At 69.9% G+C, this 24,658-nt stretch carries 21 protein-coding genes and 1 tRNA gene; 20 read left to right on the top strand and 2 right to left on the bottom strand.

Annotated elements, in window-relative coordinates:
* Window positions 1-21: 21 nt before the first annotated feature.
* The 14 genes from hisG to BLU02_RS01690 all read left to right on the top strand — a co-directional run bounded on the left by hisG (window position 22) and on the right by BLU02_RS01690 (window position 15,941).
* Complete coding sequence (hisG, locus tag BLU02_RS01755; RefSeq protein WP_060923196.1) at window positions 22-861, top strand: ATP phosphoribosyltransferase; 840 nt, start codon at window positions 22-24, stop codon at window positions 859-861.
* On the top strand, window positions 861-1,622 hold the full coding sequence (hisF, locus tag BLU02_RS01750; protein ID WP_060923195.1) for an imidazole glycerol phosphate synthase subunit HisF: 762 nt from the start codon (window positions 861-863) through the stop codon (window positions 1,620-1,622). The genes hisG and hisF overlap by 1 nt, the downstream gene beginning before the upstream one ends.
* Window positions 1,619-2,002, top strand: coding sequence for a phosphoribosyl-AMP cyclohydrolase (gene hisI / locus BLU02_RS01745; protein ID WP_060923194.1), 384 nt, complete (start codon window positions 1,619-1,621; stop codon window positions 2,000-2,002). Before hisF ends, hisI begins: the two co-directional genes overlap by 4 nt.
* Window positions 1,999-2,589: a Trp biosynthesis-associated membrane protein gene (locus tag BLU02_RS01740; RefSeq protein WP_060923193.1), complete on the top strand. Its 591-nt coding sequence runs from the start codon at window positions 1,999-2,001 to the stop codon at window positions 2,587-2,589. The genes hisI and BLU02_RS01740 overlap by 4 nt, the downstream gene beginning before the upstream one ends.
* Before the next feature lie 47 nt (window positions 2,590-2,636).
* Window positions 2,637-2,867, top strand: a complete 231-nt coding sequence (locus BLU02_RS01735; RefSeq protein WP_025103479.1) for an HGxxPAAW family protein — start codon at window positions 2,637-2,639, stop codon at window positions 2,865-2,867.
* Window positions 2,867-3,643 carry an indole-3-glycerol phosphate synthase TrpC gene (gene trpC, locus BLU02_RS01730; protein WP_060923192.1) on the top strand — a complete coding sequence of 259 codons (777 nt, stop codon included), beginning with the start codon at window positions 2,867-2,869 and terminating at the stop codon, window positions 3,641-3,643. The genes BLU02_RS01735 and trpC overlap by 1 nt, the downstream gene beginning before the upstream one ends.
* Entirely contained in the window at window positions 3,640-4,908 is a 1,269-nt protein-coding gene (gene trpB, locus BLU02_RS01725) for a tryptophan synthase subunit beta (protein ID WP_060923191.1), read from the top strand. Before trpC ends, trpB begins: the two co-directional genes overlap by 4 nt.
* On the top strand, window positions 4,905-5,708 hold the full coding sequence (gene trpA, locus BLU02_RS01720; protein WP_083370860.1) for a tryptophan synthase subunit alpha: 804 nt from the start codon (window positions 4,905-4,907) through the stop codon (window positions 5,706-5,708). The genes trpB and trpA overlap by 4 nt, the downstream gene beginning before the upstream one ends.
* 10 nt (window positions 5,709-5,718) lie before the next feature.
* Window positions 5,719-6,744: a prolipoprotein diacylglyceryl transferase gene (gene lgt / locus BLU02_RS01715; protein ID WP_060921662.1), complete on the top strand. Its 1,026-nt coding sequence runs from the start codon at window positions 5,719-5,721 to the stop codon at window positions 6,742-6,744.
* 142 nt (window positions 6,745-6,886) lie between these two features.
* Window positions 6,887-11,410 carry a glutamate synthase large subunit gene (gene gltB, locus BLU02_RS01710; RefSeq protein WP_157547080.1) on the top strand — a complete coding sequence of 1,508 codons (4,524 nt, stop codon included), beginning with the start codon at window positions 6,887-6,889 and terminating at the stop codon, window positions 11,408-11,410.
* Complete coding sequence (locus BLU02_RS01705; RefSeq protein ID WP_060921660.1) at window positions 11,403-12,869, top strand: glutamate synthase subunit beta; 1,467 nt, start codon at window positions 11,403-11,405, stop codon at window positions 12,867-12,869. Before gltB ends, BLU02_RS01705 begins: the two co-directional genes overlap by 8 nt.
* A 56-nt stretch (window positions 12,870-12,925) precedes the next feature.
* Window positions 12,926-14,374 carry a pyruvate kinase gene (pyk, locus tag BLU02_RS01700; RefSeq protein ID WP_025103472.1) on the top strand — a complete coding sequence of 483 codons (1,449 nt, stop codon included), beginning with the start codon at window positions 12,926-12,928 and terminating at the stop codon, window positions 14,372-14,374.
* 110 nt (window positions 14,375-14,484) lie between these two features.
* Window positions 14,485-15,291, top strand: a complete 807-nt coding sequence (locus tag BLU02_RS01695) for an alpha/beta fold hydrolase (protein WP_060921659.1) — start codon at window positions 14,485-14,487, stop codon at window positions 15,289-15,291.
* A complete protein-coding gene (locus BLU02_RS01690; protein ID WP_051582192.1) occupies window positions 15,231-15,941 on the top strand; it encodes an esterase/lipase family protein in 711 nt (236 codons plus the stop codon). The genes BLU02_RS01695 and BLU02_RS01690 overlap by 61 nt, the downstream gene beginning before the upstream one ends.
* A 22-nt stretch (window positions 15,942-15,963) precedes the next feature.
* Here the strand turns inward: BLU02_RS01690 and BLU02_RS01685 are convergent.
* Window positions 15,964-16,049 (bottom strand) — tRNA-Leu (locus tag BLU02_RS01685).
* Window positions 16,050-16,149: 100 nt separating this feature from the next.
* On the opposite strand from BLU02_RS01685, the gene BLU02_RS01680 reads away from it, so the two are divergent.
* Both BLU02_RS01680 and BLU02_RS01675 read left to right on the top strand, forming a co-directional pair.
* Entirely contained in the window at window positions 16,150-16,767 is a 618-nt protein-coding gene (locus BLU02_RS01680) for an ANTAR domain-containing response regulator (RefSeq protein WP_025103469.1), read from the top strand.
* A 9-nt stretch (window positions 16,768-16,776) separates the two neighbouring features.
* The gene (locus tag BLU02_RS01675) at window positions 16,777-17,340 is read left to right on the top strand and encodes a GNAT family N-acetyltransferase (protein ID WP_060921658.1); all 564 of its coding nucleotides are present in this window, start codon (window positions 16,777-16,779) and stop codon (window positions 17,338-17,340) included.
* Here the strand turns inward: BLU02_RS01675 and BLU02_RS01670 are convergent.
* A complete protein-coding gene (locus BLU02_RS01670) occupies window positions 17,315-17,743 on the bottom strand; it encodes a hotdog fold thioesterase (protein WP_060921657.1) in 429 nt (142 codons plus the stop codon). The genes BLU02_RS01675 and BLU02_RS01670 overlap by 26 nt on opposite strands.
* Before the next feature lie 45 nt (window positions 17,744-17,788).
* On the opposite strand from BLU02_RS01670, the gene polA reads away from it, so the two are divergent.
* From polA to BLU02_RS01650, 4 genes are read left to right on the top strand one after another with little or no spacing between them, the layout of a single operon-like run.
* Window positions 17,789-20,422, top strand: a complete 2,634-nt coding sequence (gene polA, locus BLU02_RS01665; protein WP_060921656.1) for a DNA polymerase I — start codon at window positions 17,789-17,791, stop codon at window positions 20,420-20,422.
* A gap of 39 nt (window positions 20,423-20,461) precedes the next feature.
* Window positions 20,462-22,138 (top strand): DUF885 domain-containing protein, encoded by a 1,677-nt coding sequence (locus BLU02_RS01660; protein ID WP_060921655.1) that lies wholly within the window; start codon window positions 20,462-20,464, stop codon window positions 22,136-22,138.
* 55 nt (window positions 22,139-22,193) lie between these two features.
* A complete protein-coding gene (locus BLU02_RS01655; RefSeq protein WP_060921654.1) occupies window positions 22,194-23,228 on the top strand; it encodes an LLM class flavin-dependent oxidoreductase in 1,035 nt (344 codons plus the stop codon).
* Between the two features lie 51 nt (window positions 23,229-23,279).
* On the top strand, window positions 23,280-24,632 hold the full coding sequence (locus tag BLU02_RS01650; protein WP_060921653.1) for an MFS transporter: 1,353 nt from the start codon (window positions 23,280-23,282) through the stop codon (window positions 24,630-24,632).
* Window positions 24,633-24,658: the final 26 nt, after the last annotated feature.

Below are 24,658 nucleotides of genomic sequence, written 5' to 3'. Positions count from 1 at the left end.
CCTTCGAACTGAAAGCCGTTCATGCTGCGCATCGCCGTTCCCAACAAGGGCTCGCTGTCCGACACCGCCGCCGAGATGCTCGCGGAGGCGGGCTACGCCGGCCGCCGCGACCCCAAGACCCTCCATGTCATCGACGCCGAGAACGACGTCGAGTTCTTCTTCCTCCGCCCGCGCGACATCGCCACCTACGTGGCCTCCGGCGCCCTCGACGTCGGGATCACCGGTCGTGATCTCCTCCTCGACGTGCAGCAGCCGGCGCGCGAGATCGAGCAGCTCGGCTTCGGGGCGTCCACGTTCCGCTTCGCCGGTCCTCCGGGACGCTTCACCTCCGTCCAGGATCTCGACGGCGTCCGCGTGGCCTCGGCCTACCCTGGTCTGGTCGGCTCCTTCCTCCGCGACCAGGGTGTGAACGCGGAGCTCGTGCAGCTCGACGGGGCCGTCGAGTCCGCGGTGCGCCTCGGTGTCGCCGACGCGGTCGCCGATGTCGTGTCCACCGGGACCACCCTCCGGCAGGCCGGGCTGGAGATCTTCGGCCCCGTGATCCTGGAGTCCGAGGCGGTGCTGATCAGCCGTCCCGGCGAGGCCGACGGCGTGGACACGCTGCTGCGCCGGCTCCGCGGAGTGATGGTGGCGCGTCGCTACGTGCTCCTCGACTACGACCTCCCCACCGAGCTCGTCGATCAGGCGGTGGCCATCGCCCCGGGTCGCGAGTCCGCGACGATCTCGCCGCTCCGCGACCCGGCCTGGGTGGCCGTGCGCGTCATGATCCCGCGTCGCCGGGTCAACCAGGTGATGGACGACCTGTACGCCCTCGGCGCCCGGGCCATCCTCGTCACGGCGATCCACGCGGCGAGGCTCTGATGACCCTCGCGAGTCGCGTCATCCCGTGCCTGGACGTCGCGGACGGCCGCGTCGTCAAGGGCGTCAACTTCGAGAACCTCCGGGACATGGGCGATCCGGTCGAGCTCGCCCGCCACTACGCCGCCCAGGGCGCCGACGAGATCACGTTCCTGGACGTCACCGCGACGGTGGATGCGCGGGCCACGACCTACGACGTCGTGCAGCGCACCGCGGAGCAGGTCTTCGTGCCACTGACGGTGGGCGGCGGGGTGCGCAGCGTCGACGACGTCGCGCGGCTCCTCGCGGTCGGTGCGGACAAGGTCGGCGTGAACTCGGCGGCGATCGCCCGTCCCGAGCTCATCGGCGAGATCGCGGATCGCTTCGGTGCCCAGGTGCTCGTGCTCTCGCTCGACGTCAAGCGCGCCGACACCACGCGATCCGGCTTCGTCGTCACCACGCACGGCGGCCGCACGCAGACCACGCTGGATGCGCTCGACTGGGCGCGCGAGGCCTCCGAGCGCGGCGCGGGGGAGCTGCTCGTGAACTCGATCGACGCCGACGGCACCCGCGACGGCTTCGATCTCGAGCTCGTCCGCCTCATGCGCGAGGTGGCGCCGATCCCCGTGATCGCCTCCGGCGGTGCCGGACGCGCGACGGACTTCGCTCCGGCCATCAAGGCGGGGGCCGACGCCGTGCTCGCGGCGAGCGTGTTCCACACCGGGGCCCTGACCGTCGGCGATGTGAAGGAAGCGCTGCGCGCGGAAGGAGTGCTCGTCCGATGACCGACACGCCGAAGCAGGACCAGGTCTCCATCGACGACCGCATCGCGCAGGTCGCCTTCAACGACGATGGGCTCGCCCCGATCATCGTGCAGCAGTGGGATTCGCGTGAGGTGCTCATGCTCGCGTGGGTGGACGCCGAGGCGCTGCGCCGCACGCTCACCTCGGGACGCGCGACGTACTGGTCCCGCTCCCGCCAGGAGTACTGGCGCAAGGGAGACACGTCCGGGCACATCCAGGTCGTGCGGGAGGCCCGCCTCGACTGCGACGGGGATGCGCTCCTGCTCCTCGTCGACCAGACCGGACCCGCGTGCCACACCGGGACGCGGACGTGCTTCGATACCACCGACCTGGATGCCGTCGACGGGGTGAGCGCCTCGTGAGCATCGCGCAGCGCGGACGCTCCCTCTCCGTGACGGGGTTCCTGCTGGCCGGCGCCATCGGGATCATCTCCTCCACGCAGACCTGGTTCACGGTGCAGCGGGCGGACGCGGGGGAGGACATCCTCGTCCCCGGTGCCTCCGCCCTCGTGCTCCTCGCCCCGCTGAGCCTCGCGGTCCTGGCGCTCGGTGCCGCCCTCGCGATCGCCGGCCGGGTCGTGCGCGTCGTCTTCGGGGTCCTGGCAGCCGCGGCAGCGCTGTTCCTGGGCTGGTCCACGCTGCAGCTCCTCCTCGGCGACGCTTACGGCGCTGTCGCTGCGACGGTCACCGACACGACGGGACTCGCCGGAAGCGGAGCAGTCCACGAGGTCGCGGCGAGCATCGTGCCGTCGGCCTGGCCGTTCCTCTCCCTCATCGGCTGGGTGATCCTGCTCGCCGCCGCCGTCCTCGTGCTGACCACCTGGCGGCGCTGGAAGGTCGGCGGCCGCCGCTACCGTACCGACGCGCCGACCGGTGCGCCGCACGACGGCCCCGTCGACGCGGTCGATTCCTGGGACGAGCTGTCCCGCGGGTCCGACCCGACACGCTGACCCCGATAGACTGAATCCAGATCCCACGTCGTCCCCCGGAGGAGAACATGACCAACCCGATCGCTGACCCCGGCCACGGACACTCGCCTGCGGCCTGGACCGCCGTCGTGATCATGCTCGTCGGCTTCGCCGCCGCGACCGTCGCGTTCTGCTTCGAGCAGCCGACCCTGGTGTGGATCGCCGCCGCACTGATCCCGATCGGGGCGATCGTCGGCTGGGTGCTCGCGAAGGCGGGCTACGGCGTGAAGGGTCCCAAGTACGCTCCGAAGGCGCACTAGTGGTCCTCGCCGACCTGACGGCCGGCGCTGTCGCAGACGCCGAGCGTCGCTCCCAGTCCCGTCCGCTCGTGGTCGTCGAGCGTGACGCCCTCGCGCGCCCCGCGGCGAAGGACGCGCTGTCCTTTCTCGCTCCCGCCGACCGGGTGAAGATCATCGCCGAGGTGAAGCGGGCGAGTCCGTCCCGCGGTGCCCTCGCGGAGATCCCGGATCCCGCGCACCAGGCCGCGCTCTACGAGACCGGCGGCGCCTCCGCGATCAGCGTCCTCACCGAGGAGCGCCGCTTCGGCGGCAGTCTCGCCGATCTGGAGGCGGTCACCGCCCGGGTCTCGCTGCCCGTGCTGCGCAAGGACTTCATCGCCACCCGGTACCAGGTGCTGGAGGCGCGTGCCGCCGGTGCCGATCTCGTCCTCCTGATCGTGGCGGGCCTGGAGCCGGACGTCCTGCGTGACCTCTACGGGTTCATCCTCGAGCTCGGCATGACGCCGCTCGTGGAGACCCACTCGGCGGAGGAGCTGGAGGCCGCGATCGACCTCGGCGCCGCCCTGATCGGCGTGAACGCCCGCAACCTCAAGACCCTCGAGCTCGACCGCGATCTGTTCGGCCGGCTCGTGGACCGCATCCCCGACTCGGCGATCAAGATCGCGGAGTCCGCGGTGCTCACCCCCGCCGATGTCGCGCACTACCGTTCGGCCGGTGCCGACGTCGTGCTGATCGGCGAGGCCCTGGTGACCGGAGACCCGGTCGCCACTCTCGAGAGCTTCCTGGAGGCGAAGTGAGTCTGCGCGACCAGCACGGTCCGTTCTTCGGCGACTTCGGCGGACGGTACATGCCGGAGTCTCTCGTGGCCGCGATCGACGAGCTGACGGTCGCCTACGAGGAGGCCATCGCCGACCCGGAGTTCCGAGCCGAGCTGGCCCATCTGCTGTCCTCCTACGCCGGGCGCCCCTCCGCGCTCACCGAGGTGCCCCGGTTCGCCGAGCACGCAGGGGGCGCGCGGGTCTTCCTCAAGCGCGAGGACCTCAACCACACTGGTTCGCACAAGATCAACAACGTGCTGGGCCAGGCGCTGCTCACCAAGCGCCTCGGCAAGACCCGGGTCATCGCCGAGACCGGAGCGGGTCAGCACGGCGTCGCCACGGCGACCGCCGCCGCGCTGTTCGGCCTGGACTGCACCATCTACATGGGCGAGGTCGACACCGAGCGGCAGGCGCTGAACGTCGCCCGCATGCGTCTGCTGGGCGCCGAGGTCGTCGCGGTCACCTCGGGCTCGCGCACGTTGAAGGACGCGATCAACGACGCCTACCGCGACTGGGTGGCCTCGGTCGAGACCACCAACTACATCTTCGGCACCGCCGCGGGCCCGCACCCGTTCCCGGCGATGGTCCGCGACTTCCAGAAGATCATCGGGGAGGAGGCGCGCGCCCAGATCCTGGACGAGGTCGGCCGGCTCCCGGACGCGGTCGTCGCCTGTGTCGGCGGCGGGTCCAACGCGATCGGCATGTTCGACGCGTTCCTGGACGACGAGGGCGTGCGTCTGTACGGCGTGGAGGCGGCGGGCGACGGCGTCGACACCGACAAGCACGCTGCGTCCATCGAACGCGGCCGCCCCGGCGTGCTGCACGGCGCGAAGACGTACGTGCTGCAGGACGAAGACGGCCAGACCGTCGAATCGCACTCGATCTCCGCGGGTCTCGACTACCCGGGCGTGGGCCCCGAGCACTCCTGGCTGGCCGACATCGGTCGCGCCGAGTACATCCCGGCCACCGACGACGAGGCGATGCAGGCCCTGCGGCTGCTCAGCCGGACCGAGGGGATCATCCCCGCCATCGAGTCTGCCCATGCCCTCGCCGGCGCGCTGCGGATCGGCCGCGAGCTCGGCCCGGACGGCCTGATCGCCATCTGCCTCTCCGGCCGCGGGGACAAGGACATGGACACTGCCGCGCGGTACTTCGAGCTCTACGACGAGGACGCCCTCGCGCACGATGTGTCCGACGAGAGCGCCGCCGAGGACGCGGCCTCGAAGGGAGAGCCGCAGCTGTGAGCCGCGTCGAACAGGCCATCCAGCGCGCACACGACGCCGGCCGCAGCGCCTTCGTCGGCTACCTGCCCGTCGGCTTCCCCGACCTGGAGACCAGCATCCAGGCGGCGATCGCCCTCGCCGAGAACGGCGTGGACATCATCGAGCTCGGCCCGCCCTACAGCGATCCCGTCATGGACGGCGCCATCATCCAGGAGGCGACGACCAAGGCCCTCGCTGCAGGCTTCCGGATGAAGGACCTCTTCACGGCGATCCGTGCGATCACCGCTGCCACCGACGTCCCCGTCCTCGTGATGACCTACTGGAACCCGGTGCTGCAGTACGGGGTGGACCGCTATGCCGAGGACCTGCTCGCCGCGGGCGGCGCGGGTCTGATCACCCCGGACATCACGCCGGAGGCCGCCGGCGAGTGGATCGCGGCCAGCGAGCGGCTCGGTCTCGATCGGGTCTTCCTCGCGGCTCCGACCTCGTCCGACGAGCGCCTCGACCTCGTCGTGCGGTCCTCGACGGGCTTCGTCTACACCGTCTCGACCATGGGGATCACGGGGGAGCGGGCCGAGCTCGACCGCGCGGCGCGCACCCTCGTGTCGCGGCTCCGCGACCACGGCGCCCGCCGCGCCTGCGTGGGCATCGGCATCTCGACGCCGGAGCAGATCGCGGGCGTGTCCGAGTACGCCGACGGCGCCATCGTGGGCACCGCTCTCGTCCGCGCCCTCCGCGACGGCGGCGTGCCGGCCCTCGCCGAAGTCACCCGAACCCTGGCCGCCGGCACCGCGTCGGCGCGCTTCGTCTCAGAGAAGTAGGATCGCACTCATGTCCTCCGCGCTCCACAGCACCGCCGCCGGCGTGCTCGCCAGCATCCCGAGTCCGTCCGTGTCGTACATCGATCTCGGCCCGCTCCGGATCCACTTCTACGCGTTGTGCATCATCGCCGGCATCATCGTCGCCGTGCTGATGACGAACCACCGTCTCACCAAGCGCGGCGCAGAGCCGTGGGTGGTCATCGACATCTCCATCCTCGCGGTGCCGCTCGCGATCATCGGCGCGCGTATCTTCCACGTGCTCACCCACCCGAACTTCTACTTCGGCGAGGGCAAGAACACCTGGAACCCCTTCGAGCCCGGCTCCGTCTGGGCGATCTGGGAGGGTGGCATCGCCATCTTCGGGGCGCTCATCGGCGGTGCCGTCGGCGCCTACCTGGGCTGCCGGTGGACGGGTATCCGCTTCTGGACGTTCGCGGACGCGCTGGCTCCCGGCCTGCTCCTCGCGCAGGCGATGGGCCGGTTCGGCAACTGGTTCAACAAGGAGCTCTACGGCCTGCCGACCGACCTGCCGTGGGGACTGGAGATCCCGTCCGACAACTCGGCCTTCCCTCCCGGTCTCCCCGAGGGCACCCTGTTCCACCCCACCTTCCTGTATGAGGTCATCTGGAACGGCCTCGGCGTCCTCGTGCTGCTGTGGCTCGGACGCAAGCTGTTCTTCCAGTGGGGTCGCCTCTTCGCGATCTACCTCATCTGGTACAGCGCCGGACGCATCCTGTGGGAGTCGATCCGCATCGACCCGAGCGAGATCATCCTCGGTCTGCGCAGCAACGTCTGGGCCGCGATCATCGGCGTGGTGGTGGGACTGGTCATCCTCGTGGTGCAGACCCGTCGTCACCCCGGCCTCGAGCCGTCGCCGTACCGGCCGGGCCGCGGACGGAAGGACCTGGACGCTGATGTACAATCGCAGGACAATCCCTCTGATTTCGTGGACGTGAGCGAGCCTCCGGCCGAAGAAGTCGCCGCCGGAGCCACTGCCACAAGCGCTGCTCCCTCGAGCGGGGACGGCTCCCGATAACGCCGACTCGCGGCGGGAGAACCATTGCACTGAACGAGCGGGCCGACGACGTCCCCGGGTTTCACTGAAGATCTGAGGACGGTAACTGGTGTACTTCCAGCCCCCTTACGGCGCCTCCGGCGCATACCCCCCGAAGCAGGGCATGTACAACCCGGCGTTCGAGAAGGACGCCTGCGGCCTGGCCATGGTCGCAACGCTGCGCGGCGAAGCCGGGCACGACATCATCGCGCTGGCCCTCGAGGCCCTGCGCAACCTGGAGCACCGCGGGGCCATCGGGTCCGACGCGGGCACCGGGGACGGAGCCGGCATCCTCACCCAGATGCCGGACGCCTTCCTCCGCGCGGTCACCGGCTTCGAACTGCCGCCCGTGGGGGAGTACGCGGCCGGGCTGGCCTTCCTGCCTCGCGATTCGAGCGAGCGCCGCCAGCAGAAGGCCGGGATCGAGAAGATCGCCCGCGCGGAGGGGCTCCGCGTCCTCGGCTGGCGCGAGGTCCCCACAGCCAACGAGAACCTCGGCAAGCTCGCCGACGAGGCCCGTCCCGCCTTCGAGCAGCTCTTCGTGAGCGCAGGCGGCGCCACCCTCGCCGATGCGCCGCTGACCGGCATCGCGCTCGACCGCGTCGCCTACCGTCTGCGCAAGCGCGCGGGCCACGAGCTCGGCGCCTACTTCGTCTCCCTGTCCAGCCGCACGCTCGGCTACAAGGGCATGGTCACCACGCTCCAGCTCGAGCCGTTCTACCCGGATCTGCAGGACGAGCGCTTCGCCTCCGAGCTCGCCGTCGTGCATTCGCGGTACTCGACGAACACGTTCCCGTCGTGGCCGCTCGCGCAGCCGCTGCGGATGCTGGCCCACAACGGCGAGATCAACACCGTCGGCGGCAACCGTAACTGGATGCGCGCCCGCCAGTCGCAGCTCGAGTCCGAGCTCCTCGGCGACATCTCGCCCCTGCTGCCCATCTGCACGGACGGCGCCAGCGACTCCGCCTCATTCGACGAGGTGCTGGAGCTGCTCACCCTCACCGGCCGCAGCCTGCCGCACGCGATCATGATGATGGTGCCGGAGGCGTACGAGAAGCAGGCCGACATCTCGCCGGAGCTGCGCGCGTTCTACGAGTACCACTCCAACCAGATGGAGCCGTGGGACGGCCCGGCCGCCCTCATCTTCACCGACGGCACGCTCGTCGGTGCGACCCTGGACCGCAACGGCCTGCGCCCCGGACGCTGGACGGAGACCACCGACGGGCTCGTCGTCATCGGCTCCGAGACCGGTGTCCTGCACTTCGAGCCGGAGCGCATCAAGCGCCGCGGCCGGCTGCAGCCCGGCAAGATGTTCCTCGTCGACACGGCTCAGCGCCGGATCGTCGAGGATGAGGAGATCAAGCACGATCTCGCGACGATGCACCCGTGGCAGGAGTGGCTCGACGCCGGTTCCGTCCGCCTGGCCGACCTCCCCGAGCGGGAGCACATCGTGCACCCGCCGGCCTCCATCACCCGGCGACAGCGCACCTTCGGCTACACCGAGGAGGAGGTCCGCATCCTCCTCACCCCGATGGGCCAGACGGGCGTGGAGCCTCTGGGCGCCATGGGATCGGACACCCCGATCGCCGTGCTCAGCAAGCGCCCGCGGCTGCTCTTCGACTACTTCACGCAGCAGTTCGCGCAGGTGACCAACCCGCCGCTCGACTCGATCCGCGAAGAGGTCGTCACGAGCCTCAAGCTCGGTCTGGGCCCTGAGGTCAACCTCCTCACCTGGGGTCCGGAGCACACGCGCACGGTGTCGCTCGACTTCCCGGTCATCGACAACGACGAGCTGGCGAAGATCCGGCACATCGACAAGGCCCTGCCCGGGCGTTCGAGCGCCACGATCCGCGGCCTCTACCACTTCGACGCAGGACCCCACACCCTCGCCGAGCGCCTCACCGAGATGTGCGCCGAGGTCGATCAGGCCATCGAGGACGGTGCGGAGTTCATCATCCTGTCCGACCGCGACTCGAACAAGGACCTCGTCCCGATCCCGTCGCTGCTCATGGTGTCTGCCATCCACCACCACCTCATCCGGCGCGAGAACCGGATGAAGGTCGGTCTGATCGTCGAGGCCGGCGACGTGCGCGAGGTGCACCATGTCGCGACGCTCATCGGCTACGGTGCCTCCGCGATCAACCCCTACCTGGCCATGGAGACGGTCGAGCACCTCGTGCGCACCGGCTACATCACGGGCATCTCCCCGGAGAAGGCCGTGAAGAACCTCATCTACGCGCTCGGCAAGGGCGTGCTGAAGATCATGTCGAAGATGGGCATCTCCACGGTGTCGTCCTATGCGGGCGCGCAGGTGTTCGAGGCGGTCGGCCTGAGCCAGGAGTTCATCGACGCCTATTTCACGCGTACCGAGTCGAAGCTGGGCGGCATCGGGATCGAGGAGATCTTCGCCGAGAACCAGGCCCGCCACGACTACGCGTACCCGGAGGACGCCGCAGCCCGTGCTCATGAGCGCCTGTGGACCGGAGGCGAGTACCAGTGGCGTCGCGACGGCTCTCCGCACCTCTTCAACCCGGAGACGGTGTTCAAGCTCCAGCACTCCACGCGGACCCGCCGCTACGACATCTTCCGCGAGTACACGAAGCTCGTCGACGACCAGGCGGCGGAGCTGAAGACGCTGCGCGGCCTGTTCTCGCTGCGGACCGGCACGCGCAAGCCCGTGCCGCTGGACGAGGTCGAGCCCGTCTCGGCGATCGTCAAGCGCTTCTCCACGGGGGCGATGAGCTACGGCTCCATCTCCAAGGAGGCGCACGAGACGCTCGCGATCGCGATGAACCGGATCGGCGGCAAGTCGAACACGGGGGAGGGCGGGGAAGACCCCGACCGTCTCGTCGACCCCGAGCGGCGCAGCGCGATCAAGCAGGTCGCCTCCGGCCGGTTCGGCGTCACGAGCCTCTACCTCACCGAGGCCGACGACATCCAGATCAAGCTCGCCCAGGGCGCCAAGCCCGGTGAGGGCGGCCAGCTCCCGCCGACCAAGGTGTACCCGTGGGTCGCGCGCACCCGCCACGCCACCGCGGGGGTCGGCCTCATCTCGCCGCCGCCGCATCACGACATCTACTCGATCGAAGACCTCAAGCAGCTCATTTTCGACCTGAAGCGGGCCAACCCCGAGGCCCGTATCCACACGAAGCTCGTCAGCCAGTCCGGCATCGGCGCGGTCTCGGCCGGTGTCGCCAAGGCGCTCAGCGACGTCATCCTCGTGTCCGGTCACGACGGCGGTACGGGCGCGAGCCCGCTGAACTCGCTGAAGCACGCGGGAACGCCGTGGGAGCTCGGGCTCGCCGAGACGCAGCAGACGCTCATGCTCAACGGCATGCGCGACCGCGTCGTCGTGCAGGTCGATGGTCAGCTCAAGACCGGGCGCGACGTCATCATCGGCGCCCTGCTCGGTGCCGAGGAGTTCGGCTTCGCCACCGCACCCCTCGTGGTCAGCGGCTGCATCATGATGCGCGTCTGCCACCTCGACACCTGCCCGGTGGGCGTCGCCACCCAGAACCCCGTCCTTCGCGACCGCTTCACCGGCAAGCCCGAGTTCGTGGTGAACTTCATGGAGTTCATCGCGGAGGAGGTGCGCGAGCTGCTCGCCGAGCTCGGTTACCGCTCGATCGACGAGATCGTCGGCCGCACCGAGCTGCTGGAGACCAACGCGGCGATCGCGCACTGGAAGGCCGAGGGGCTCGACCTCAGCCCGGTGCTGGAGGGACCGGCGTTCCCGGCTGGCGAGCCGCGTCGCAGCGGCCGCGCCCAGGACCACGAGCTCGACAAGCACTTCGACGTGCAGCTCATCGACATCGCGAAGGCGGCGCTGCTGAACGGAGAGCCCGTCATGGCGGAGCTCCCGATCGCCAACACCGAGCGCGCGGTCGGTACGATGCTCGGCCATCAGGTGACCTCGCGCCACGGCGCCACCGGACTGCCGAAGGAGACGATCGACGTCACCCTCACCGGCACAGCGGGCCAATCGCTCGGCGCGTTCCTGCCGCCGGGCATCATCCTCCGGCTGGAGGGCGACGCGAACGACTACGTCGGCAAGGGCCTCTCCGGCGGCGACATCACGATCCGGCCGCCGCGCGGCTCCGCGATCGCTCCGCACGAGAACGTCATCGCGGGCAACGTGATCGGATACGGCGCCACATCCGGCACCATGTTCGTCTCCGGCGTGGTGGGCGAGCGCTTCCTCGTCCGCAACTCCGGTGCGACCGCGGTGGTCGAGGGCGTGGGCGACCACGCGCTCGAGTACATGACCGGCGGCCTCGCGGTGATCCTGGGTTCGACCGGGCGCAACTTCGGTGCCGGAATGTCCGGGGGAGTGGCGTACGTGCACGCCCTGGACACCGGCAAGGTGAACGCGCAGTCGCTCGGCAGCGGCGAGCTCCGGCTGGAGCCGCTGGACCGCGCCGATCTCGAAGTGCTGCGCGGGCTGCTCGTGGAGCACGTGGAGCGCACGGCATCGCCGCGCGCCGCCGCCCTGCTGGAGGACTTCGACGCCAGCGCGGCGGAGTTCGTGAAGGTGCTCCCGCGTGACTTCGCCGCCGTGCGCAGCATGCGCGAGGAGGCACTGGCCGAGGGGATCGACCCCGACGGCGACATCGTCTGGAACCGCATCCTGGAGGTGACCGGTGGCTGACCCCAAAGGCTTTCTGAAGGTGACCGAGCGGGAACTTCCCGCTCGCCGTCCGGTGCCCGTGCGCATCATGGACTGGAAAGAGGTGTACGAGCCCGGCGACAAGGCCGTGCTCCGCCGCCAGGCCGGCCGGTGCATGGACTGCGGCGTGCCCTTCTGCCACTCCGGGTGCCCGCTGGGCAACCTCATCCCCGAGTGGAACGATCTCACCTGGCGCGGCGAGGGGCGCGCGGCGATCGAGCGTCTGCACGCGACCAACAACTTCCCGGAGTTCACGGGTCGCCTCTGCCCGGCGCCGTGCGAGAGCTCGTGCGTCCTCGGCATCAACCAGCCGGCCGTGACGATCAAGCAGATCGAGGTCTCGATCATCGACGAGGCCTTCGCCAAGGGCTGGGTCGAGCCGGAGCCGCCGGAGCGCCTCACGGGCAAGACCGTGGCCGTCGTGGGCTCGGGCCCCGCCGGTCTCGCGGCCGCCCAGCAGCTCACCCGCGCGGGGCACACCGTCGCCGTCTTCGAGCGCGACGACCGCATCGGCGGCCTGCTGCGGTACGGCATCCCGGACTTCAAGATGGAGAAAAGCCAGCTCGAAGCCCGCCTGCGCCAGATGCAGGAGGAGGGCACGCGGTTCCGCGCCGGCGTCGAGATCGGCAAGGACATCTCCTGGGCCGACCTGCGCGCCCGGTACGACGCGGTCGTGATCGCCACTGGCGCTACGGTCCCGCGCGACCTGCCGATCCCTGGTCGCGACCTCGACGGCGTGCACTTCGCGATGGAGTACCTCGTCGAGTCGAACCACGCGGTCGCCGGCGACACCGTCCCGGACCAGATCACCGCCGAGGGCAAGCACGTCATCGTCATCGGCGGCGGCGACACGGGCGCCGACTGCATCGGCACCGCGCACCGCCAGGGCGCGCTCAGCGTCACCAACCTCGCCATCGGCAAGCAGCCGAGCGAAACGCGCCCGGATCACCAGCCGTGGCCGATGATGCCGACGATCTTCGAGGTGGCCTCGGCGCACGAGGAGGGCGGGGAGCGGGTCTTCCTCGCCTCGACCGTGGAGTTCCTGTCGAACGAGGTCGGCGAGGTCCGCGCACTGCGCGTGGCCGAGACAGAGTACATCGACGGTCGCCGCGTGCCCAAGAGCGGCACGGAGCGAGAGATCCCGGCCGACCTGGTGCTCATCGCGATGGGCTTCACCGGACCGGAGCAGGACGGCTACACCGAGGACACCCGTCCGGAGGTGACCGAGCGCGGCGCCTTCCGTCGTGCCGCGAGCTACGAGTCGTCGATCCCCGGCGTGTTCGTGGCCGGCGACGCGGGACGCGGGCAGTCGCTCATCGTCTGGGCGATCGCGGAGGGCCGGGCGGCGGCGGCGAACGTCGACCGCTTCCTCATGGGCACCACCGTGCTGCCGGAGCCCGTGCGCCCGAGCGATGTCGCGATCGGCCTCCAGCCCGCGTAGGCTGAGGCCGGCAGTGTCGCCTGTTTGTAATCCCCCACTTCTACCCTGGAGACATGTTGAGACGCGCGAAAATCGTCGCCACCCTGGGCCCCGCCACTTCCACGTATGAGACGGTGCGCGCACTGATCGATGCGGGTGTGGACGTCGCCCGACTGAACCTCAGCCACGGTGATTACTCCGTGCACGAGAACAACTACGCGAACGTGCGCCGCGCGGCGGAGGACTCCGGTCGTGCCGTCGCCATCCTCGTCGACCTCCAGGGGCCGAAGATCCGCCTCGGCCGGTTCGAGGACGGACCGTACGAGCTCGCCAAGGGCGACATCTTCAAGATCACCACCGAGGACATCATCGGCAACAAGGAGATCTGCGGCACCACGTTCAAGGGCCTTCCCCAGGACGTCAAGCCTGGGGACTTCCTGCTGATCGACGACGGCAAGGTGCGCGTCGAGGTCGTCGAGACCGACGGCGTGACCGTCACCACGCGTGTCGTCGTCGCCGGCGCCGTCTCGAACAACAAGGGCATCAACCTGCCCGGCGTCGCCGTCAACGTCCCCGCGCTCAGCGAGAAGGACGAGGAGGACCTCCGCTGGGGCCTCCGGACCGGTGCCGACCTCATCGCGCTGTCGTTCGTGCGCAACGCCTCGGACGTGACCCGCGTGCACGAGATCATGGCGGAGGAGGGCGTCCGCGTCCCGGTGATCGCCAAGATCGAGAAGCCGCAGGCCGTCGACGCCCTCGAAGAGATCGTCGACGCGTTCGACGGCATCATGGTCGCCCGCGGCGACCTCGGCGTGGAGCTGCCCCTCGAGGCCGTCCCGATCGTGCAGAAGCGCGCGGTCGAGCTGGCCCGTCGCAACGCGAAGCCTGTCATCGTGGCGACGCAGATGCTCGAGTCGATGATCAACAGCCCGGTGCCGACCCGCGCCGAGACCTCCGATGTCGCCAACGCCGTCCTCGACGGCGCCGACGCGGTCATGCTCTCCGGCGAGACCAGCGTGGGCGACTACCCGGTCGTCGTCGTCGAGACGATGGCCCGCATCATCGAGTCGACGGAGGAGCACGGCCTGGAGCGCATCCTGCCGCTCACGACGAAGCCCCGCACGCAGGGTGGTGCCATCACGCTCGCGGCCCTCGAGGTCGCGGAGTTCGTGGACGCCAAGTTCCTGTGCGTGTTCACGCAGTCGGGCGACTCGGCGCGCCGCCTGTCCCGTCTGCGCTCCCGCATCCCGATGCTGGCCTTCACGCCGGAGCCCGGCATCCGTCGTCGTATGGCGCTGACCTGGGGTCTCCGCTCCACCCTCGTCGACATGGTGCAGCACACCGACCTCATGTACCACCAGGTCGACGAGTACCTCCTCGGGAACGGCCTCGCCGTCGAGGGGGACAAGGTCGTCGTCATCTCCGGGTCCCCTCCCGGGATCATCGGTTCCACGAACGACCTGCGCGTGCACAAGGTCGGCGATGCGCTCCGCGGCGCCGCGCCGATCTACAAGGCCGGCGTCTGACGCAGGGCGTTCCGGGAGGGGCGGGGCTTCGGCCTCGCCCCTCCCTGTCATCTCCGGGCCGGTGCGTCAAGCCTCTCGGCCGTGACGGCGGCCTCGGTTAGCGTGCTGCCATGGTCCTCCGTCGTCTCCTCGTCACCTCCGGGCTGACGTTCCGCATCCTGGAGAGTCCCCGGCCCGCCGGCAGCACCGCCCCGACCGTGGTCCTCGTGCACGGGATCGGGATGTCGCATCGGTATCTGTCGCGGCTGCACGCCGTGCTCGCGGACACGACCAGAGTGGTCTCCGTCGACCTCCCGGGCTTCGGCGGCCTGCCCAAGCCCCGGTTCGACGTCTCGATCCCGCAAATGGCGGCGGGCCTGGCCCAGGTGGTGGCGAGCCTCGACGACGACCGGGTCGTGCTCGTCGGACATTCGATGGGCGTGCAGTGGGCCGTGGAGACGGCGCTGCGGCATCCCGAGTACGTCCGGACCGTCGTGACGATCGGTCCCGTCACCGACGACGCCCACCGGACTCTCGGCGCGCAGGCCCGGGCCCTGGCCGTCGACACCGTCGGCGAGACCCCCGCGATCAACACGGTCGTCTTCACCGACTACCTGCGCTGCGGCGTGCGGTGGTATCTCCGCCAGGTCCGGCACATGCTCGCGTATCCCCTGGAGGAGAGGGTCGCGGCTCTCACCATGCCGGTGCTCGTCGTCCGGGGGAGTGACGATCCGATCGCAGGACGCGCGTGGTGCCGGCGCCTGCGCGACGCGGCGGCCGTCTCGCGATTGGTGGAGATCCCCGGTCACCATCATGTCGCGCAGCAGTCCGCGCCCCGGGCGGTGGCTTCCGCGATCCTGGCCCACACGACGGGAGCATGGCCGACGGCGGTGCCGGCCGCACCCATCCGGCGGGGGAGGGCACGATCAGCGTCCTGAGGATTCTGGGCTGGTGGGCCGCGGACTACGCCTACGCGGGTTTCTGGCAGGTCCGATCGTTCTTCGGCCGTGACCAGGCGGATGACTTCACCACCGGAGACCGCGCCCCGATCGTGGTGCTCGCCGGCGTCTACGAGACCTGGCGCTTCCTGGAGCCGCTCATCGTCGCGCTGCACGAGCGGGGGCACCCGGTCCATGTCGTGGATGCGCTGCGCCGCAACCAGTTCCCCGTGCAGGATGAGGCCGATCAGGTGGCCGACTACCTGCGCGCGCACGACCTCTCGGGCGTGTTCCTCGTCGCCCACAGCAAAGGCGGCCTCGCCGGGAAGCTGGTGATGACCGGCCCGGAGGGAGCCCGGATCCGCGGCATGCTCGCCATCGCGACGCCGTTCGGGGGCTCCCGATATGCGCGGCTGCTGCCCGGTCGGGTGCTGCGGGCGTTCTCACCCGACGACCCCTCGATCGTCGCGCTGGGGCGGGAGCTCGATGTGAACGCGCGCATCGTCTCGATCTACGCCGCGTTCGATCCGCACATCCCCGAGGGGAGTGAGCTCGCCGGGGCCAAGAACGTCGTCCTGGAGACGGGCGGGCACTTCCGCATCCTCGCCCACCCCCGTGTGATGGCCGAACTCGCCGCCCTCGCCGAGTGACGGGGTGAGCGGTCCGCGATGCTGGTGCCGGCGGTGGGACTCGAACCCACACGCCCTTTCGGACAAAGCATTTTGAGTGCTCCGCGTCTGCCATTCCGCCACGCCGGCCCGTGTCTCGCGACTTCGACTGTAGCGCAGACGACGGACGGTTCCCCGCGCGTCCTCTGTCTTCAGCCGGTGGTGGGGACCTCTCCGTTAGGATGGAGGGGTGACCGAGCAAGAACAGGCTGAGCAGCCCACGGCATCCGCACCCCGACGCGTCGTCGTCGCCGAAGACGAGTCGCTGATCCGTCTCGACATCGTCGAGATCCTCCGCGACAACGGCTTCGATGTCGTCGGCGAGGCCGGCGACGGCGAGACGGCGGTGGCCCTCGCCACCGAGCTGCGTCCCGACCTCGTCATCATGGACGTGAAGATGCCCCAGCTCGACGGCATCAGCGCCGCCGAGAAGCTCCACAAGGGCAACATCGCCCCGGTCGTGCTGCTGACCGCGTTCAGTCAGAAGGAGCTCGTGGAGCGCGCGAGCGAGGCCGGAGCCCTGGCCTACGTCGTGAAGCCCTTCACCCCGAACGATCTCCTCCCCGCGATCGAGATCGCCCTGGCCCGCCACGAGCAGATCATCACCCTCGAGGCCGAGGTCGCCGACATGGTCGAGCGCTTCGAGACCCGCAAGCTCGTCGACCGCGCGAAGGGCCTCCTCAACGAGAAGATGGGCCTGAGCGAGCCCGAGGCGTTCCGCTGGATCCAGAAGGCGTCGATGGATCGCCGCCTGACGATGCAGGACGTCGCCAAGGCGATCATCGAGCAGCTCGCTCCCAAGAAGTAAGGCACTCCGGTGCTCCGGCTGGACGCAGAGCACGTTCTGCGGCCGGTCCGCGCCGGCGACGGTGCGGCGCTCGCGCGCGCGTATCTCGCGAACAGAGAGCACCTCGCCCCGTGGGAGCCGGCGCGTTCCGAGGCGTTCTTCACCGAGGAATGGCAGGAGCAGAACGCGCAGCAGTGCGTCGCCGAGGCCGCCCTCGGCCGGAGTTCCCGGTTCGTTATCCTCTCGGACGACGGCGAGATCCGCGGCCGGGTCAACCTGAACACCATCGTGCGCGGTGCGTTCTGGAGCGCCGATCTCGGGTACTGGATCGATTCCACCCGACTGCGCCGAGGGCTCGCGGGGCGCGCGGTCGCCCTCGTGGCGGAGCACGCGCGGGACGAGCTGCGGCTGCACCGTCTCCAGGCATCGACGCTGCTGCACAACGTCGCCTCGCAGCGGGTCCTCGCCGCTACCGGCTTCGAGCGCATCGGCATCGCCCCGAAGTACCTGCGGATCGCGGGGGAGTGGCAGGACCATATCCTGTTCCAGCTGCTGCTGGAGGAACCGCTCAGCGCCCGGCGGGAGCGTCCTTGATCATGTTGGTGATGCGGATCGTCGAGCAGCGCCGACCCTGATCGTCGGTGACGACGATCTCGTGCACCGTGATGCTGCGCCCCAGGTGCACGGGCGTGCAGACCCCGGTGACGACACCCGAGGTGGCCGACCGGGTGTGCGTGGCGTTGATGTCGACGCCGACGGCGAGGCGGCCCGCTCCTGCGTGCAGATTGGCCGCCATCGAGCCGAGCGATTCGCCGAGGACCACGTAGGCGCCGCCGTGCATGAGACCGACGGGCTGGGTGTTGCCCTCCACCGGCATCGTCGCCACGCACCGGTCGACGCCGAACTCGACGAACTCCATGCCCATCTTCTCGGCCAGCGCCCCCATGCCGCGGGCGGCCGCCCACTCGAGTCCTTCGCTGGTGGCGACCTCGCTCATGCATCCTCCTCTGCGGGTGTCCGTGCTCCTCGTTAGGCTGACAGGGTGACGGACTCCGCAAAGCCTACCCTCATGGTCGTCGACGGCCACTCGCTCGCCTACCGGGCCTTCTTCGCCCTCCCGGTCGACAACTTCACCACCAAGGACAACCAGCACACGAACGCCATCTACGGCTTCCTGTCCATGCTGGTCAACCTCATCAAGGCCGAGCAGCCCACGCATCTCGCGATCGCGTTCGACACCTCCCGCCACTCGTTCCGCACCGATGAGTACCCGGAGTACAAGGCCACCCGGTCCGAGACGCCGCAGGAGTTCAAGGGCCAGATCCCGCTGCTGCAGGACTGCCTCGCGGCGATGTCGATCCCGGTGCTGACGCAGGAGGGCATCGAGGCCGACGACATCCTGGCCACCCTCTCCACGCAGGGGGCGGCCCAGGGCTACGACGTGCTCGTGGTCTCGGGAGACCGCGACACCATCCAGCTCGTCACCGACGACGTCACGCTGCTGTACCCGTCCGTCCAGGGTGTCTCGCAGCTCAAGCGCTACGACCCGGCGACCGTGCAGGAGCGCTACGGCGTCCGTCCCGAGCAGTACCCCGACATCGCCGCCCTTGTGGGTGAGACCAGCGACAACCTCCCCGGCGTGCCGAAGGTGGGGGAGAAGACGGCCGTCAAGTGGCTCACGCAGTTCGGCTCCCTCGACGAGCTGCTCGAGCGTGCCGGTGAGATCAAGGGCGTGGTCGGCGGCAACCTCCGCGACCACATCGAGGACGTCCGACGCAACCGCAAGCTCAACCGCCTGCTGACCGACGTGGAGCTGCCGGTCGCACCGGCCGACCTCGCCGTCGCCCCGATCGATGCCGAGGCCGTCCGCGACATCTTCGCCAGGCTGGAGTTCCGCACGCTGCTGCCGCGGGTCTTCGAGGCCGTCGGTGCGGGCGAGGTCGCCGACGATCCGGCCTCCGTCGTCGAGATGCCCACGCCGGCACAGGTGTCCGCCGCTGATCTGGCCACGTGGGCCGCGGCTCAGGAAGGGGACATCGCTCTCCGGGTCGTGGTGCAGTCGGGCGCACCGGTGCGCGTCGGTGTCGCCACCGGGAGCGAGCTGCGCGAGCTCGACTGGTCGGAGGAGGGGGCCCAGGCGCTGCGTGCGTGGCTGGAGTCCGACGCGCCCAAGGTGCTGCACGACGCCAAGCCGCAGGTGAAGGCGCTGCTCCGTCATGGCATCCGTCTGGGCGGGCTCGCGTACGACACGAGCCTCGCGGGCTGGCTGCTGCGCCCCAGCTTCCCGGACAAGACGCTGTCCGACCTCGTCCAGCGCTACCTGGGGGAGAAGCTCCCCGAGGCCGATCCGTCGCAGCTCGTGCCGGAGACCGAGGGAGCTACGCCGTCGCAGGAGGCGTGGTTCATCCTCCGCGTGGCCGAGGCGCTGCGGAATGATCTGCCGGAGCCGGTGGACGCGGTGCTCCGCGACATCGAGCTGCCGACGCTCCGCACGCTCGCCGACATGGAGCTCGCGGGCGTCGCCGTGTCGCACGAGGTGCTGTCGACGTTCTCGGCGGAGCTCGCGACGCGGGCGGACGCCCTGGCCCAGGAGGCGTTCTCGGTCGTCGGTCGCGAGTTCAACCTCGGGTCGCCGAAGCAGCTGCAGGAGGTGCTGTTCGAAGACCTGCAGCTTCCGAAGACGCGCAAGACGAAGACCGGGTACTCGACCGATGCCGCGGTGCTCGCCGACCTGCAGGAATCCCACCCGCACCCGTTCCTGAGCCTGCTGCTGCAGCACCGCGAGGCGACGAAGCTGCGGCAGATCATCGAGTCCCTCGACACCGCGATCCGGGAGGACCACCGGGTCCACACGACGTACGTGCAGACCGGCAGCCAGACCGGACGCCTGTCCAGCACCGATCCGAACCTGCAGAACATCCCGGTCCGCACCGAGGAGTCGCGGCGCATCCGCAGCGCCTTCGAGGTCGGCGAGGGGTACGAGACCCTGCTCACCGCCGATTACTCGCAGATCGAGATGCGGATCATGGCGCACCTCTCGGGCGACGAGGGGCTGATCGAGGCGTTCAACAGCGGTGAAGACCTGCACCGCTTCGTCGGCGCCCGCGTGTTCGGCGTCGATCCGTCCGAGGTCACCCCGGCGATGCGCACCAAGGTCAAGGCGATGTCGTACGGCCTCGTCTACGGCCTCTCCGCGTTCGGGCTGTCCAAGCAGCTGCGCATCGAGCAGTCCGAGGCCAAGCAGCTCATGGTCGAGTACTTCGCACGGTTCGGCGCGGTCCGCGACTACCTGCGGGCCTCGGTGATGAAGGCCAAGGAGGTCGGCTACACCGAGACGATCTTCGGGCGTCGGCGGCCGTTCCCCGATCTCGCGAGCCCCAACCGTGTGCTGCGCGAGAACGCCGAGCGGGCGGCGCTGAACGCCCCGATCCAGGGGAGCGCGGCCGACATCATGAAGATCGCGCTGTTCCACATCCACGACGACCTCCACACCGCGAAGTTGGAGTCGCGCGTGCTGCTGCAGATCCACGACGAACTCGTCGTCGAGGTCGCGGCCGGGGAGTGGGATGCGGTGGAGCAGATCGTCCGCACGCGGATGGGTGACGCCGCGCAGCTCTCCGTGCCGCTCGACGTGCAGGTGGGCCGCGGTCGGGACTGGAACGAAGCCGCGCATTGACCCCGGTGGCCGGAGGGGGCGGGGATTAGGCTGGAAGGTATGACTTCAGCACCCCGCACCCCCTCCGCCATCGACAGGGTCGCCGATGAATGGGTCGACACGATCGCCGTCCTGGCGCCGACTCTCGGCACCTACATCGGCCGCTCCGAGGTCAACGACCGGTTCGGCGATCTGAGCCCGGAAGGTCATGAGGAGATCGCCGCGGCGACGCGGGCCACGCTCGACAAGCTCTCGGCGCTGGAGCCCGTCGACGCGATCGACGAGGTCACCAAGACCGACCTCAGCGCCGAGCTGCGCCTCGACCTCGAGCTGCACGACGCGAAGTGGCACCTGCGCGATCTGAACGTCATCGCGTCCGCCGCGCAGGACGTCCGCTCCGCCTTCGACCTGATGCCCACCGCGACGGTCGAGGACTGGGAGGTCGTCTCCACCCGGCTCTCCGCCGTGCCCGCGGCGCTGCGCGGGTACATCGAGACGCTCCGTCTGGGCATCGCCGAGGGGGTCACTCCCGCCCGCCGCCAGGTCGCGGAGGTCGCGACCCAGATCGACCGCTACATCGCCGACGACGGGTTCTTCGCTGCCTTCGTCGCGCACGCCGACCCGCAGGAGGGCCAGCTTCCCGCCTCGCTCGCCCGCACGCTGGCGGACAACTCCGCGGCTGCCCGGGTCGCCTACGGCGAGCTGCGGCGTTTCCTGGCCGAGGAGCTCGCGCCCGAGGCCGGTGAGACGGACGCCGCGGGGCGCGAACTGTACGCCCTCAACTCCCGCCGATTCCTCGGCGCCACCATCGACCTCGACGAGACCTACGAGTGGGGTCGCGAAGAACTCGCCCGCATGGTGGCCGAGCAGACGGCGATCGCGAACGAGATCCTCCCCGGCGCCTCCGTGGAGGAGGCCGTCGCGCATCTGGAATCCGACCCCGCTCGCAAGCTCGTCGGCACCGAGGCGCTCCAGCGGTGGATGCAGGAGGCCAGCGATCGCGCGGTCGCCGAGCTCGGCGCCTCGCACTTCGACATCCCGGAGGCCATCCGCACCCTGGAGTGCATGATCGCGCCCACGCAGGAGGGCGGGATCTACTACACCGGTCCCACCGACGACTTCTCCCGTCCCGGTCGCATGTGGTGGTCGGTCCCCGAGGGTGTCACCGAGTTCGACACGTGGCGGGAGCTCACCACGGTCTATCACGAGGGTGTCCCGGGGCATCACCTGCAGATCGCGCAGGCCGTCTACAACCGCGCCGAGCTCAACTCCTGGCGGCGACTGCTCGCCGGCACCTCCGGTCACGCGGAGGGCTGGGCGCTGTATGCCGAGCGACTGATGGAGCAGCTCGGCTACCTGGACGACCCGGCGGATCGCCTCGGGATGCTGGACGGGCAGCGGATGCGGGCGGCGCGTGTGGTCCTCGACATCGGCGTGCACCTCGGCAAGCCGCGCCTCGAGGGCGAGGGCATCTGGGATGCCGAGTACGCGCTCGACTTCCTCCGCCGCAACGTCAACATGTCGGACCAGTTCGTGCAGTTCGAGGTCAACCGGTACCTCGGCTGGCCGGGTCAGGCGCCGTCGTACAAGGTCGGTCAGCGCATCTGGGAGCAGGTCCGCGACGCCGTCCAGCAGGCGGAGGGCGACGCGTTCAGCTTCAAGGGCTTCCACAAGCGCGCCCTCGATCTGGGCGGGGTCGGGCTGGACACGCTGCGGAGCGCGCTGCTGCCTCGGTGACGGGAATGCCCGCCTCCTGCCGCGTGTTCCATTCACCTGAATAGGAAGGTGTGACATGGACATCGAATTCGGGCTGGACACGTTCGGCGACATCACCCGGGACCAGGACGGCGAGCTGCTCAGCGGCGCGCAGACCATCCGGAACGTCGTCGCCCAGGCGGAGCTGGCCGATACGGTCGGCGTGGACTTCTTCGGCGTGGGGGAGCACCATCGGCGCGAGTTCGCGGTCTCGTCTCCGGAGATGGTGCTCGCGGCGATCGCCGCCCGGACCGAGCGGATCCGGCTGGGCACCGCCGTGACCGTGCTGTCCTCGGACGACCCGGTGCGCGTGTTCGAGCGCTTCTCGACCCTTGACGCCCTGTCCGGAGGGCGGGCGGAGGTCGTCCTCGGGCGCGGTTCATTCATCGAGTCCTTCCCGCTGTTCGGCTACGACCTGCGCGATTACGACCGGCTCTTCGAGGAGAAGCTCGAGCTGTTCGTCGAGCTCCTCAAGGAAGAGCCGGTGACCTGGTCCGGCACGCTGCGGCCGTCGCTCGACAACGCGGACGTGTTCCCGAAGACCGAGAAGGGACTGCGCACGTGGGTCGGCGTGGGCGGCAGCCCCGAGTCCGTCGTGCGTGTCGCGCGTCACGGCCTCGGCCTCATGCTGGCCATCATCGGCGGGCCGGCCGGGCGATTCAAGCCGTTCGTCGACCTGTACCACCGCTCGGTCGCCTCCTTCGGCACCACCGCGCACCCGGTGGCCGTGCACTCGCCGGGACACATCGCGCCCACCGACGCGGAGGCATGGGACGAGGCCTACCCGGGCTTCGAGGCGATGAACAACACCATCGGTCGGGAGCGCGGCTGGCCGCCGTACAGCCGGGCGCGGTTCCAGAACGACATCGGACCGGAGGGCTCCCTCTACGCCGGCTCGCCCGAGCGTGTAGCGGCGAAGATCGCCGACACGATCACGACCCTCGGGCTCGGCCGCTTCGACCTGAAGTATGCGACAGGCACCCTGTCGCACGAGTCGATGATGCGGAGCATCGAGCTGTACGGCACCGAGGTGATCCCTCGGGTGCGGAAGCTCCTCGCCGACCGCGACTGAGCGGGCGTCATCTCGCGGCTTGGTGGGACGGGCGGCCCTACGATGAGAATCATGGCCGATACCGCCCTGCCGAGCCGCACCTCGCTCGCCGAGCGCCTCGACGTCCTCCCGTTCACCCGCCGACACCTGCGCCTGCTCACCGGGTCCGGCGTGGGCTGGGCCCTGGACGCGATGGACGTGGGGCTCATCTCCTTCATCATCGCGGCGCTCACACAGCAGTGGGGCATCTCCAAGGGGGAGGCCGGCTGGATCGCCTCGCTCGGCTTCGTCGGCATGGCGGTCGGCGCGACCCTCGGCGGACTTCTCGCCGACCGCTTCGGCCGCCGGCAGGTGTTCGCCCTCACCTTGCTCATCTACGGCGTGGCCACCGGAGCGAGTGCGCTGGTCGGATCAGTGGCGGCCCTGCTCGTGCTGCGGTTCTTCGTCGGCCTCGGGCTCGGCGCGGAGCTTCCGGTCGCCTCGACCTACGTGAGCGAATTCGCTCCCGCGCGCATCCGCGGACGGCTGATCGTCATCCTCGAAGCATTCTGGGCGGTCGGTTGGACGGCCTCCGCGCTCATCGGGTTCTTCGTCATTCCCGCGTCCGAGGCAGGCTGGCGATGGGCCTTCGCGCTCGGCGCGATCCCCGCGGTCTACGCCCTCGTCGTGCGGTGGGGGCTGCCCGAATCGCCGCGCTGGCTGGCGTCGCGCGGACGCATCGCGGAAGCGGATCGCATCGTGGCGGCCTTCGAGGCTGACGCAGGAGTCGCATACACCCCGCCCCTCCGGAAGGAACCGGCGTCGCGGGCGATCGCGAAGACGGCACGGACCCGGCTCGCGACCCTCTGGAACGCGGAGTTCCGCGTGCGGACGGCGTGCCTCTGGCTCGTGTGGCTCGGCGTCAACTTCGCCTACTACGGGGCCTTCATCTGGATGCCCAGCATCCTCGTCGACGCCGGATTCGACCTCGTCCGCTCGTTCGGGTTCACCCTCATCATCACGCTCGCGCAGCTCCCTGGCTACGCCGTGGCGGCCTGGCTCATCGAGGTGTGGGGACGCCGCATCACGCTGTCGGTCTTCCTTCTCGGGGCGACCGCGTCGGCCGTCGTCTTCGGCACCGCCACGACCGTGCCGATGATCATCGGCGCCGGAATGGCCCTGTCGTTCTTCACTCTCGGCGCGTGGGGTGCGCTGTACGCGGTGACGCCCGAGATCTATCCGACCTCGCTGCGCGGCACCGGGGCGGGCTGGGCCGCCGGGGTCGGACGCATCGCCTCCATCGTGGCGCCCCTCGCCGTTCCCGTCCTCCTCGTCGCCGGCGGCGCTCCTCTGCTGTTCGTGGTGTTCGCGGCCTGCTTCCTCGTGGCTGCGGGGGCGGCCTGGGGACTCGTCGACCGGAGCGGAGCGGCGCTGGACGAGCGGTGACATCCGGAACCGGGAATAGGCTGGGC

The sequence above is a fragment of the Microbacterium paraoxydans genome, assembly GCF_900105335.1.
Classification (GTDB): domain Bacteria; phylum Actinomycetota; class Actinomycetes; order Actinomycetales; family Microbacteriaceae; genus Microbacterium; species Microbacterium paraoxydans.
Note: the sequence above shows the minus strand (reverse complement) of the source record. Positions and strands in the feature narration are given on the sequence as shown.